The sequence below is a fragment of the Micromonospora sp. NPDC049257 genome, assembly GCF_040678915.1.
Taxonomy (GTDB): Bacteria; Actinomycetota; Actinomycetes; order Mycobacteriales; family Micromonosporaceae; genus Micromonospora; species Micromonospora antibiotica.
In genome coordinates this window covers 68,147-79,906 of sequence record NZ_JBFAQU010000006.1, presented here as the reverse complement: position 1 = coordinate 79,906, position 11,760 = coordinate 68,147, and the positions used below count along the sequence as shown (strand labels likewise).

8 protein-coding genes are annotated in these 11,760 nt (G+C 72.0%); 2 read left to right on the top strand and 6 right to left on the bottom strand.

Annotation, left to right across the window (positions count from 1 at the left end; all coding sequences use genetic code 11):
* Positions 1-54 precede the first annotated feature (54 nt).
* Positions 55-2,982 carry a preprotein translocase subunit SecA gene (secA, locus tag AB0K25_RS12130; RefSeq protein WP_219467464.1) on the bottom strand — a complete coding sequence of 976 codons (2,928 nt, stop codon included), beginning with the start codon at positions 2,980-2,982 and terminating at the stop codon, positions 55-57.
* Positions 2,983-3,152: 170 nt separating this feature from the next.
* Here secA and AB0K25_RS12125 point away from each other — a divergent pair, with 170 nt between their 5' ends.
* Both AB0K25_RS12125 and AB0K25_RS12120 read left to right on the top strand, forming a co-directional pair.
* A complete protein-coding gene (locus AB0K25_RS12125) occupies positions 3,153-4,307 on the top strand; it encodes a GNAT family N-acetyltransferase (RefSeq protein ID WP_219467461.1) in 1,155 nt (384 codons plus the stop codon).
* A gap of 104 nt (positions 4,308-4,411) precedes the next feature.
* The gene (locus AB0K25_RS12120; RefSeq protein ID WP_219467422.1) at positions 4,412-5,563 is read left to right on the top strand and encodes a GNAT family N-acetyltransferase; all 1,152 of its coding nucleotides are present in this window, start codon (positions 4,412-4,414) and stop codon (positions 5,561-5,563) included.
* A 100-nt stretch (positions 5,564-5,663) separates the two neighbouring features.
* Here AB0K25_RS12120 and raiA read toward each other — a convergent pair whose 3' ends face one another.
* The 5 genes from raiA to mtrA all read right to left on the bottom strand — a co-directional run bounded on the left by raiA (position 5,664) and on the right by mtrA (position 11,566).
* Positions 5,664-6,290 (bottom strand): ribosome-associated translation inhibitor RaiA, encoded by a 627-nt coding sequence (gene raiA, locus AB0K25_RS12115; protein WP_208570338.1) that lies wholly within the window; start codon positions 6,288-6,290, stop codon positions 5,664-5,666.
* A gap of 250 nt (positions 6,291-6,540) precedes the next feature.
* The gene (locus tag AB0K25_RS12110) at positions 6,541-7,248 is read right to left on the bottom strand and encodes a ComF family protein (RefSeq protein WP_363819987.1); all 708 of its coding nucleotides are present in this window, start codon (positions 7,246-7,248) and stop codon (positions 6,541-6,543) included.
* A 7-nt stretch (positions 7,249-7,255) separates the two neighbouring features.
* Positions 7,256-9,109, bottom strand: a complete 1,854-nt coding sequence (locus AB0K25_RS12105; RefSeq protein WP_308291023.1) for an LpqB family beta-propeller domain-containing protein — start codon at positions 9,107-9,109, stop codon at positions 7,256-7,258.
* Positions 9,106-10,800, bottom strand: coding sequence for an MtrAB system histidine kinase MtrB (mtrB, locus tag AB0K25_RS12100; protein WP_307799865.1), 1,695 nt, complete (start codon positions 10,798-10,800; stop codon positions 9,106-9,108). Before mtrB ends, AB0K25_RS12105 begins: the two co-directional genes overlap by 4 nt.
* Positions 10,801-10,876: 76 nt before the next feature.
* Complete coding sequence (mtrA, locus tag AB0K25_RS12095; RefSeq protein WP_208570335.1) at positions 10,877-11,566, bottom strand: MtrAB system response regulator MtrA; 690 nt, start codon at positions 11,564-11,566, stop codon at positions 10,877-10,879.
* Between the last annotated feature and the right edge of the window lie 194 nt (positions 11,567-11,760).

Genomic DNA, 11,760 nt, shown 5'->3' with positions numbered 1-11,760 from the left:
CGGCAGGACCGCCCGCCTGCTCTGGTGAGCAGGCGGGCGTCCTGGCGGTTCGGATCAGGCGCCGCCGTTGGGCGCACCGTGGCAGCGCTTGTACTTGCGACCGGAGCCGCACGGGCAGGGCGCGTTGCGGGACGGACCACCCTCGGCCGACCGGTCGACCGGACCGGTGTTACGCCGGGCGGTGCTGGCTGCGGCAGCCTGACCGCTCGCCCCGGCGGCAGCCGGACGACGGGGCGTACCGGCGGCGGGTCGGGCCTGCGACGGAGCCTGCGGCTGCCCACCGCCGATGCCGAGTGCCGGCGCCGACGGCGCGGGCTCGGGCCGCTCCACGGCCACCGCGCCCGCGCCGGCCTCACCGTCGATGGTGGGGGCGGAGTATTGCAGGCCCTGCTGCTGGGGCGCGCGGTTGAGGCCCTTGGCCCGGATCTCGACCGGCTTGTCCAGCAGCTGCACCTCCTCGGCCTCCGGCTCCGGCTCCTGGACCTGCACCTCCAGGTTGTAGAGGAAGCCGACCGTCTCCTCCTTGATGCCTTCCATCATGGTGGCGAACATGTCGAAGCCCTCGCGCTGGTACTCGATGACCGGGTCGCGCTGGGCGTACGCCCGGAGGCTGATGCCCTCCTGGAGGTAGTCCATCTCGTAGAGGTGCTCGCGCCACTTGCGGTCGATGACCTGGAGCAGCACCATCCGCTCGAGCTGGCGGGTGGCCTCCTCGCCGAGGCTCTCCTCACGCCGGTCGTACGCGGCGTTCGCGTCCTCCTTGAGCCGGGCCAGCAGGAAGTCCTGGTCCAGGCCGGAGCGGGAACCGACCTCCTCCTCCAGCTCGTCGACGGTGACGCCCACCGGGTAGAGCTGCTTGAGGCTCGCCCAGAGCTGGTCGAGGTCCCAATCCTCGGCGTAGCCGTCGCTGGTGGCCCCCACCACGTACGCGCCGATGGTGTCGTCGATCATGTTGCGGACCTGGTCGGAGAGGTCCTCACCGTTGAGCACGCGCAGCCGCTCGGCGTAGATCACCTGGCGCTGCTTGTTGAGCACCTCGTCGTACTTCAGGACGTTCTTGCGGATCTCGGCGTTCTGGCCCTCGATCTGGGCCTGGGCGTTCTTGATCTGCCGGGTGACCATCTTCGACTCGATGGGCACGTCCTCCGGGATGTTGAACCGCTCCATCACCGCCTCGACGGCACCGGCCCGGAACCGCTTCATCAGCTCGTCTTGGAGCGACAGGTAGAACCGGGACTCGCCCGGGTCACCCTGCCGGCCGGCCCGACCGCGCAGCTGGTTGTCGATCCGGCGGGACTCGTGCCGCTCGGTGCCGAGCACGTAGAGGCCACCGGCGGCGGCCACCTCCTCGGCCTCGGTCTCGCACGCCTGCTTCCAGGTGGGCAGGGCCTCCTCCATCGCCTTGGCGTACTCGTCCTCCTGCTCGACCGGGTCGAGGCCGCGCTGGCGCAGCTCGCTGGCGGCGAGGAACTCGGCGTTACCGCCGAGCAGGATGTCGGTGCCCCGGCCGGCCATGTTGGTGGCGACGGTGACCGCGCCCTTACGCCCGGCCTGAGCGACGATCTCGGCCTCGCGGGCGTGGAACTTCGCGTTCAGCACCGAGTGCGGGATGCCCCGGCGGCGCAGTAGCGTGGAGAGGATCTCGGAGTTTTCCACCGAGACGGTGCCGACCAGCACCGGCTGGCCGGCCTGGTGCCGCTCGGCGATGTCCTCGATGACCGCGTTGAACTTGGCCTTCTCGGTCTTGTAGATGACGTCGGCCTTGTCCATCCGGACCATCGGCCGGTGGGTGGGGATGGTCACCACGCCGACCTTGTAGACCTTGTTGAACTCGCCCGCCTCGGTCTGGGCGGTACCGGTCATGCCGGAGAGCTTCTCGTAGAGGCGGAAGTAGTTCTGGAGGGTGATGGTGGCCAGGGTCTGGTTCTCCTGCTTGATCTCCACCCCCTCCTTGGCCTCGATCGCCTGGTGCATGCCCTCGTTGTAGCGGCGGCCGTGCAGGATGCGCCCGGTGAACTCGTCGACGATCAGGACCTCGCCGTCGCTGACGATGTAGTCCTTGTCGCGCTTGTAGAGCTCCTTGGCCTTGATCGCGTTGTTGAGGTAGCCGACCAGCGGAGTGTTGACCGACTCGTAGAGGTTGTCGATGCCGAGCCGGTCCTCGACCTTGGCCACGCCGCGCTCGGTGACCGCGATGGTGCGCTTGGCGTAGTCGACCTCGTAGTCGCCCTCGCCGTCCTTGCCGGACTGGAGGCGGGCCACCACACCGGCGAACTCGCCGTACCAGCGGGCGGAGTGCTCGGCCGGACCGGAGATGATCAGCGGGGTCCGGGCCTCGTCGATCAGGATCGAGTCGACCTCGTCGACCACGGCGAAGTTGTGCCCGCGCTGGACCAGCTCATCGTGGGACCAGGCCATGTTGTCGCGCAGGTAGTCGAAGCCGAACTCGTTGTTGGTCCCGTAGGTGATGTCGCACTCGTAGGCGGCCTTGTGCTCGGCGGCCGGCCGGTTGGGCAGCACCACGCCGACGGTCAGGCCGAGGAACTCGTGCACCTGACCCATCCAGGCGGCGTCGCGCTGGGCCAGGTAGTCGTTGACGGTGACCACGTGCACACCCTTGCCGGAGAGCGCGTTGAGGTAGACCGCCATGACCGAGGTCAGCGTCTTGCCCTCACCGGTCTTCATCTCGGCGATGTTGCCGAAGTGCAGTGCCGCGCCACCCATCACCTGGACGTCGTACGGCCGCTGGCCGAGCACCCGGGCAGCCGCCTCGCGCACCGTGGCGAACGCCTCGGGCAACAGGTCGTCGAGGGTCTCACCATCGGCGAGCCGCTCCCGGTACTGGTCGGTCAGTGATCTCAGCTCGTCGTCGGTGAGGTTGACGTAGTCGTCCTCGATCGAGTTGACGGCGGCGGCGATGGCCTTCAGCCGGCGCACCATACGGCCCTCGCCCGCGCGGAGGACCCTTTCCAGAATCGACACGGATCAACGCTCCCCTAGACAGTCTCGAACCATCGTAGGCGCTCCGTCGGCGCGATGGTCACTGGTGGCGGCGGTCCGACCCGACCAAACCGACATAATGCTCGGCTCGACCCGCCGCCCGGCGGTTATCCGGTTACGCCCACCGCGAACGATCCGGCACGATGACCCGCATGGAGCCTGTGGAGATCATCGAGGACGGCCTGCTGCTGCGTCCGTGGCTCGCCTCGGACGCGGAAGACGTGCACCGGGCTTGCCAGGACCCGGACATCCAGCGCTGGACCACCGTACCGCGTCCGTACCGGCCTGAACACGCCCACGGCTTCGTCACCGAGCTGAGCCCCCGCGCCTGGGCCGAGGGCAGCGGGGCACCGCTCGCGGTCTGCGACGCCGCCACCGGCGAGCTGCTCGGCTCCTGCGGCCTGGTCGCGATCGACCGGGAGGTCGAGACCGGTGAGATCGGCTACTGGACCGCCCCCTGGGCCCGGGGCCGGGGGGTCACCGTGCGGGCCACCCGGGCGGTCGCCCGCTGGGCCTTCGACGCTCTGGCGCTGCGTCGGCTGATCTGGCAGGCCGAGGTCGGCAACCACTTCTCCCGGCTGGTCGCGTTGCGGGCCGGCTTCCAGGTCTCCGGTGAGCTGCGGCTCGCCCGACCCGCCGGGGACGGCCGGGTCGAGGGCTGGATCGGCTCGCTGCTGCCCGGGGAGGTGCCCGCCGCCGGTGCGCCCGGACCGGCCGGACCGGGCACCCTGGAAGCCCGGCGGGCCGCCGTGTTCGGTCGGCCGCAGCCCGTCCTGTTCGCCACCGCCGGGGACACCGAGCTGCGGTTGCGACCGATGGAGGAACGCGACCTGGACGGGGTCGTCGCCACCTGCCGGGACCCGGACACCGTCCGGTGGACCAGCGTGCCGCACCCCTACCAGCACACCGACGCCGAGGGCTACCTGACCTACGGCGGGCTGGCCTGGGCGCGGGGCAGCAGCGCGTGTTTCGTCCTGGCCGACCCGGACGACGCCTTCGCCGGCACCGTCGACCTGCGGTTGAACCCCGTCGACCCGCTGCGGGCCGAGGTCGGCTTCATGACCGCGCCGCACGCCCGGGGCCGGGGCTGGATGCCGGCCGCGCTGGGCGCGCTCGCCGCCTGGGGCATCACCGGCCTCGACCTGGTCCGGATCGAGTGGAAGGCCCACGTCGGCAACACCGCCTCCCGGCGGGCCGCCGAGAAGGCCGGCTTCACCGTCGAGGGCACCCTGCGGGGCGGGGTGCCGCAGCGGGGGGACCGGGTCGACGCCTGGGTCGGCGCGCTGCTCGCCGAGGACCTGACGTGACCCCGCAGACCAACGAAGCCGGGGACCTGACGTGACCCCGCAGACCAACGACGACGGCGGCCTGACGTGAACCCACGGACCATCGAGCCTGGCGAGGACCTGACGTGACCCCGGAGGTCATCGAGGCCGGACCGGTGCGGCTGCGGCCGTTCCGGCCGGACGACGCCGAGGACCTCGCAGCCGGCCGCGACGATCCGGTGAACCTGCGGTTCAACCCGGTGGGGATGCCGCATCCCTACACGGTCGCCGACGCGCACTGGTGGATCTCCGAGGGCGCCCCGGCGGCGTGGCGCAGCGGCGGCGCGGCGTACGCGATCGTCGATGCCGGGACCGACCGGCTGGTCGGCGGGGCCGGGCTCAGCCAGGTGGCGCCGGGCCGGGGGCAGGCTGAGCTGGGCTACTGGGTGGCACCGCGGGCCCGGCGGCGCGGGATCGCCACCGCCACCACCCGGGCCCTGGCGACGGCCGCGTTCCAGGCCGGCCTGGCCCGGCTGGAGCTGCTGATCAGGGCCGAGAACCCGGCCAGCCAGCGGGTCGCGCTGGCCGCCGGCTTCCACCCCGAGGGGGTACGCCGGGCTGCCGGCCCGGGCCGTGACGGCGACCGGTACGACCTGCTCGCCTGGGTACGCCTCGCCGGCGACCCGCCCGGCCCGGTCCCGCGCCTGCTGCCGGACCTGCCTGACGGCCGGCTCACCGACGCGGTGGTGACCCTGCGCCGGCTCGCCCCTGCCGACGCCGAGGTGCTGCACCGGTTGCACACCCGCCCCGAGGTGGTGGCGACCCGGGTCCGTCCGGTCCCACCGACCCGGGCGGACATCGACCGGCGCTGCGCCGTCGCCGAGAGCGACTGGCTGACCGGCCGGGCGGCCGACTTCGCGCTGTGCGACGCGGTGACCGGCACGATGGTCGGCGGTTGCGCTCTGATCCACGACGAGCCGGCCACCGGCCAGGCGATGATCGGCTACAGCCTGCTGCCCGAGGCGCGCGGCCGGGGCCTGGCCACCCGTGCGGTCCGGCTGGTGGCCGACTGGGCGTTCGGCCCGGTGGGTCTGGCCCGCCTCTGGGCCGGCACCGCTCCGTGGAACACCGCCTCCCAGCGCGTCCTGACCCGGGCCGGCTTCCACCGGGAGGGCCTCATGCGTGCCCGCCTCCCCGCCCCGACCCCCGAAACCCCCCGCCCCGACACCCTCCTCTGGTCCCACCTCCCCACCGACCCCCCTCCCTCCCCACCGACCCCACCCCCACCTCCCGGGTGATCAAGAGGTTTACGTCAATTCGATCTTCGTAGCTGACGCAAACCTCTTGATCACCGCGAGCGGGGGCGGGGGCGGGGGCGGCCGGGGGGTGGGGGGTGGGTTAGGTGTCTAGGGAGATGATGCCGTAGTCGTAGGCGTGGCGGCGGTAGACGACGCTGGGGCGGCCGGACTCCTTGTCGTGGAACAGGTAGAAGTCATGGCCGACGAGCTCCATCTGGAACAGGGCGTCGTCGACCGTCATCGGGTCGGCGGGGTGCACCTTGGCCCGGGCGATGTGCCAGGGCTGGTCGTCGTGCTCCTCCGGGCGCTCCTCGACGGCGGTCGCGGTGGCGGTGCCGCCGGCGGGGGCGGCGACGTCGTCCAGGCCGGCCACCGGCAGACCGGCGGTGGCGGCGGCGACGGAGATCGGCGCATGCCGGCCCCGGTGTACGCGGCGGCGGTCGGCCGCCCGGCGCAGTCGGGTGTCCAGCTTGGCGATGGCCGCGTCCAGCGCGCTGTAGAAGTCGTTCGTGCAGGCCTCTGCCCTGATCACCGGCCCACGGGAGACACAGGTGATCTCCACTCGCTGGCAGGTGTCGGACTGCCGGGGATTGCGTTCGTGGAACAGCTCCACATCGACCCGGATGAGCTTGTGATCGTAGCGTTCGATTTTCGCGAGTTTCTCGGCTACGTGTACCCGGTAATGGTCCGGCACTTCGACGTTTCGACCCTTGACCACGATGTCCACGTGACCTCCCTTTTCCGGATGGTCGGCTGATCTTCGAATCCGGTCGAGCAACCTCGGGAGGGCCCCTGGGAGCGTCGACCGGTCAGGTACGGCTACGCCTCCTTCCACCGTCGGGGACGGGTGGGGAACCCTTCCTACCCCGACACGAAAACGCTAACTCCTGTTCGGCCGACAGTCACCCCCGGTTGTGGGAAACCCTCAGAGAATTAACAGCAACCAACACCATGGGGTGAAACGGAAACACGTTGCGTCACCAATGCCGCCGCTTTTGCGTTGCACCCAACACGGCCGCGCCATATGGCGTCATTCCCGCCGCACGCAAGGTCCGACTCAGCGCCGCCAGGGTGGCCCCCGTGGTGAGGATGTCGTCCAGCACCACCACCGTCCGGCCACCCGCACCACGCCCGGCCCACCCCGGCCGCAGCCGGAACGCCGACGCCGCCGCCTCGGCCCGCCCCGCCTGGTCCAGCTCCACCGAATCCGGCCGGGGCAGGGCCCGCACCGGCACCGCCGTCCGCACGTCCCAGCCGGCCCCCCGCAACCGGACCGCCGCGTGCCGGGCCAACCGGGTCAGGTGGTCGCCGTAGCGGGCCCGGGCCGCCGCCGCCCGGTCCGGCACCGGCACCAGCAGCACCGGCCGGGCCGGACCCACCGCCGCCACCACCACCTCCGCCAGCAACCCGCCCAACGGCCGGGCCAACCCGTGCCGACCCCGCTCCTTGTACGACAGCAGCACCTCCCGCAGCGGGCCCGCGTACGGGCCGAGGGCGTGGCAGGGCGGCAGGTCCGGCGGAGGCGGGGTGGGACGGGCCGGCACCGGCCGCAGCGCGGCGAGCTGGCGTACGCAGCGCGGGCAGCAGCCCTGCCGCAGGGTCTCGTCCCGCCGACCGCAGCCGGCACAACCGGTCGGGAAGACCAGATCGGTCAGGTCCGCCCAGAGTCCGCCGATGTCCCGCACGAGAGGCTCAGAACAGGAAGAACGGCGCGGTCGGACTGCCCGCCCGGCCGCCGGCGGGCGGGGACGGCACGTCCAGCACCTGCTCGCCCCGGATCGTCTCCGCCGACGGTGAACGGTAGCGGTAGGCGACCCCGTTGGCCTCGTACATCATCATGAGGGTGGGCAGCACGTAGGTCGGGTTGCCCGGGTACACCGCGAGGTGGGTCACCCGGGCACCGACGTCGGTGACCAGCCCGGCCTGCAACACCCCGTCCACGCCCACCTCGTAGACCGCCGAACGGTTGGTGGAGCCGGCCACGGCCAGGGTGTTCTCCTGCGCCCAGTCCACCGCCGACAGGTCGGTGAGTGTGGTGGCGACCTGTCGTACCGGGCCGAGGGAGACCACTCCGCCGTCGAGACTCGCCGTGCTGAGGTAGAGCCGCCCACCGACGATCAGTGCGATCCGGTGCCCGTCCAGGGCGGCGGCCACCGCGCTGACCTGACCCGTCGCGCCCACCGGCACCTGGACCATCCGGGCCCGGTCGTCGAACCGGTAGAGCCGCCCGTCGGCCACCACCAGCCCGTACGGCTGGGCCCCGCCGAGCGGGCGCAACCAGACCGGCCGGCCGAGCGCGGTGAAGGTCTGCGTCCCCGGGGTCATCACCTGCACCGGCGCGGCACCGGAACCGGCGACCAGCCGGTGCCGGCCGCCCGGGGCGGTGGTCACCAGGGCGGCGAGGGTCTTGTCCTCGACGGCCCGCCGCAGGGCCGCCGAGACGATGGTGTGGTTGTCCTCCACGCGGATCGGCACGGGGCCGATGGGCTCGGCCTCGAAGACGAGCGGATGGATCGCCCCGTCATAGACGGTGAACCGCTGCGGCGCCTCGGTGAGCGGATAGACCGGGTTGGCGAGCCGGTGGGCGGCCAGGTCGTCGATGGTCACCCGGGACTGGTTGCGGGTGGTGAGCTGGAGCGGGCCGTCCAGGTCGGACAGCGACCAGGACAGCTGGATGCCGAGTTTCTCCAGTTTGCGACGGTCGTCCCCGGGCAGGTCGAGGTTGACCTCCCACCGGCCGTCGGTCTTGACCGCGTTGTTGATCAGGGCGGTCCGGTCCGGCAGGCCGCTCGCCCCCTGGCGGAGCCAGTCCGACGGGCCGGCGATCAGCCACTTGACCGCCTCGCTGACCAGCCGCTCGTTGGGCACGGCGAGGGGCAGGTAACGCTGGTCGGCGACCAGCCGGGTGGCGTCGGAGTTCCAGAAGTAGACCGTACGGATCTGGTAGTACAGCCGCAGGCTCAACGTGTCCAGCAGCAGCACGCTCGGCGGATCGGTGACGTAGTAGCCGCCGTCCTGCGTGCTCTCCTGGCCCGGCTCGGCGGAGCCGCGCAGCGAGAACTGGTATTCGGTGTCCGTCACCACCGGCGGGCCGAGCACCCCGTTGGCCCGCAGCAGCCCCACCTGCTGCACCGGCACCCGAACGGTGAGCAGACCGTTGACGTTCTCGGTGATCACCGGCTTCTCGGTCAGCCGGACCACGTTGATCGCGACCTCACTGCCCTGTTTCTCCGCGAGCCGGTTGCGGTCCTCGCGGGCGATGAACTGCTTGACCCGGGCGTACGCCCGCTCGGGCTCACCGGCCGCGGCGGCCAGGAAGTTGCGGACGAAGGTCTCCCGGTCGGCGCCGCTGGACGTGCGGGTGGGGGGTTCGCCCCGGCCGGAGCTGGACGCGCCCGCCGAGACGGCCGGCCCGGACCCGTCCACCTGCACGTCGGTGCGGTCGGGGATGCCGCAGCCGGTGGCGAGCGCCAGCAGTACGACGCAGAGCAGCCCGGCCAGCGCCCGGCGCCCCACGGCCGGGCCCGGGCCCGTGCGACGACTCACGACCGGACCTCCGCCCGCTCGTCGGGCACGGCGGCCGGACCGGGGCCGATGGCCAGGACACCACCGTCGGCGGGCCCGATCGCCAACAGGTCGCCGTCTCGCGGGCCACCGAAGGGCAGGGTGGCGTCCGCCGGCACCAGCCGCAGCGGTGAGGTGGTGAGCCGGTCGCCGGAGCGGACCGGCAGGGTGAGTCGGAACTGGGCGCCCTGCCCCGGCGCCCCCCACGCCTCCAGCCAGCCGCCGTGCAGCCGGGCGTCCTCCAGGCTGATCGACAACCCCAGCCCGGTCCCGCCGGTCTGCCGGGCCCGGGACGGGTCGGCCCGCCAGAACCGGTTGAAGACCAGCTTCTCCTCGCCCGGCTTGAGCCCGACGCCGTGGTCGCGGACGGTGACCGCGACGGCGGTCTGGTCGACGCCCAGGGTGATCACCACCGGTTTGGCCTCGCCGTGCTCCACGGCGTTGCCGACCAGGTTGCGCAGCACCCGCTCGACCCGACGCGGGTCCACCTCGGCGATCACCGGGCTGGCCGGCACCGCCAGCTCGATGGTGACGCCGACCCGTTCGGCCAGCCCGGCGAGGCGGTCGGCGACCCGGTGCACCACCGGCACCAGGTCGGTCGGCTCGGAGTCGAGCATGGCGAAGCCGGCGTCGAAGCGGCTGATCTCCAGCAGGTCGGTGAGCAACTCCTCGAACCGGTCCAGCTCCGCCTGGAGCAGCTCGGCGCTGCGGGCCACCGCCGGGTCGAACTCGTCGCGCTCGGCGAAGATCAGGTCGGCGGCCATCCGGACGGTGGTCAGCGGGGTCCGCAGCTCGTGCGAGACGTCGGAGGTGAACCGGCGCTGGAGGCGGGACATCTCCTCCAGGCGGAGGATCTGCCGTTGCAGGTTGGTGGCCATCTGGTTGAACGAGGCGGCGAGCAGGGCGAGGTCGTCCTCGCCGTTGACCACCATCCGCTGGTCGAGCAGGCCCGCGGAGAGCCGCTGGGCGGTGCGCGCGGCGACCCGGACCGGGGTCACCACCAACCGGGTGACCAGGGCGGCGAGCAGGCCGAGCAGCAGCACCAGGGCCACCCCGGTGGCCAGGACGGTGGCCCGGGCGTCGGCGGCGGTGGCGTCCTGCCGGTTGAGCGGGACGAGGTAGTAGAGCTCCAGCTGGCCGAAGCGGGTGGGCACCGGGGAGCCGTAGACCAGGTATTTCGTCCGCTCCCCGGTGAGCTGGCCGGTGCGGATCTGGTGGGCCACCTTACCGTCGGCGACGGCGGCCCGTAGCTCCCGGCTGACCAGCGGCCGGACGTCCATCGCCGGGGAGGTGCGGGTCTCGATGATGCCGGCGTAGTTGTCCGCGGTGATCGCCACCACCACCCCGCTGGTCTGCTGCGGGTCGCCCCCGGCCAGATAGTTGACCGTGCCCTCGACGGTGTCCTGGAGCTGCGCCTCCTGGGGCTGGCTGTAGAGGTTGAACTGCTTGGCCGAGTAGTCACTGCCGTTGCGCAGCCGCAGCAGCACGTCGGTCTCGGCGTTCTCGAGCAGGATGCTGGTGATCTTGTCGGCGATCAGGTAGGCGAAGCCGCCGACCAGCAGGCTGGACACCACCAGCGTGATGGTCACCACCCGGACCTGCAACGACCGCCGCCAGGTCTGCCGCAGGCCGGCGGTCACCCGCAGGCAACGGCCCAGCAGGGCACGCCACACCGCCCGCGCGGCGGGACGCCAGCCGGCGGTGTGCTCGGGGGTGGGGTCGGGGGCACTGGTCACGGTGTAGACCAGGCTATCCGGTACCCGCCTTGTATCCCACGCCCCGCACGGTCAGGATGATTTCCGGCCGCTCCGGGTCCGGCTCGATCTTGGCGCGCAACCGCTGCACGTGCACGTTGACCAGCCGGGTGTCCGCCGCGTGCCGGTAACCCCAGACCTGCTCCAGCAGGACCTCCCGGGTGAAGACCTGACGCGGCTTGCGGGCCAGCGCGACCAGCAGGTCGAACTCCAGCGGCGTCAGCTTCACCTCGTCGCCGTCCCGGCTGACGGTGTGCGCCGGCACGTCGATGGTGATCTGGTTACCGGGCGGGCCGATGGTCAGCATCTCCGGGGCGACGTCCTCGCCCCGCCGCAGCCGGGCCCGCATCCGGGCCACCAGCTCCTTCGGCTTGAACGGCTTGACCACGTAGTCGTCGGCACCCGACTCCAGGCCGAGCACCACGTCGACGGTGTCGCTCTTGGCGGTCAGCATGACGATCGGCACACCCGACTCGCCACGGATCGCCCGCGCCACGTCGATACCACTCATCCCGGGCAACATCAGGTCGAGCAGCACGATGTCGGGTCGACTGTCCCGGAACGCAGCCAACGCCCGTTCCCCGTCGGCGACGAAGGAAGGCAGGAAACCCTCACTGCGCAGGACGATGCCGAGCATCTCGGCGAGCGCGGGGTCGTCGTCGACCACCAGCACCCGGGCTCTCATGGGGTTTATGTTTCCATCCCCGTTCAGTCGGTGGGATCGCGTCTGGATGGCACGGTACTGCCGGGAGAGGTGCCACCGCACGCCCCACGCGCGATATCTCCCCCGATGGCCGTATCGGTGGCCCGCACGGCGGATCCACCCGGCCGGTCGGACCGTGTCACCATGATCCCCGGGCAGGTCGCCCCCCGCCAGCC

What these genes read in the sequence shown, in the direction of transcription:
- mtrA (WP_208570335.1), bottom strand. Translation starts at nt 11,566, where the DNA reads ATGAGAGCCCGGGTGCTGGTGGTCGACGACGACCCCGCGCTCGCCGAG.
- AB0K25_RS12125 (WP_219467461.1), top strand. Translation starts at nt 3,153, where the DNA reads ATGGAGCCTGTGGAGATCATCGAGGACGGCCTGCTGCTGCGTCCGTGG.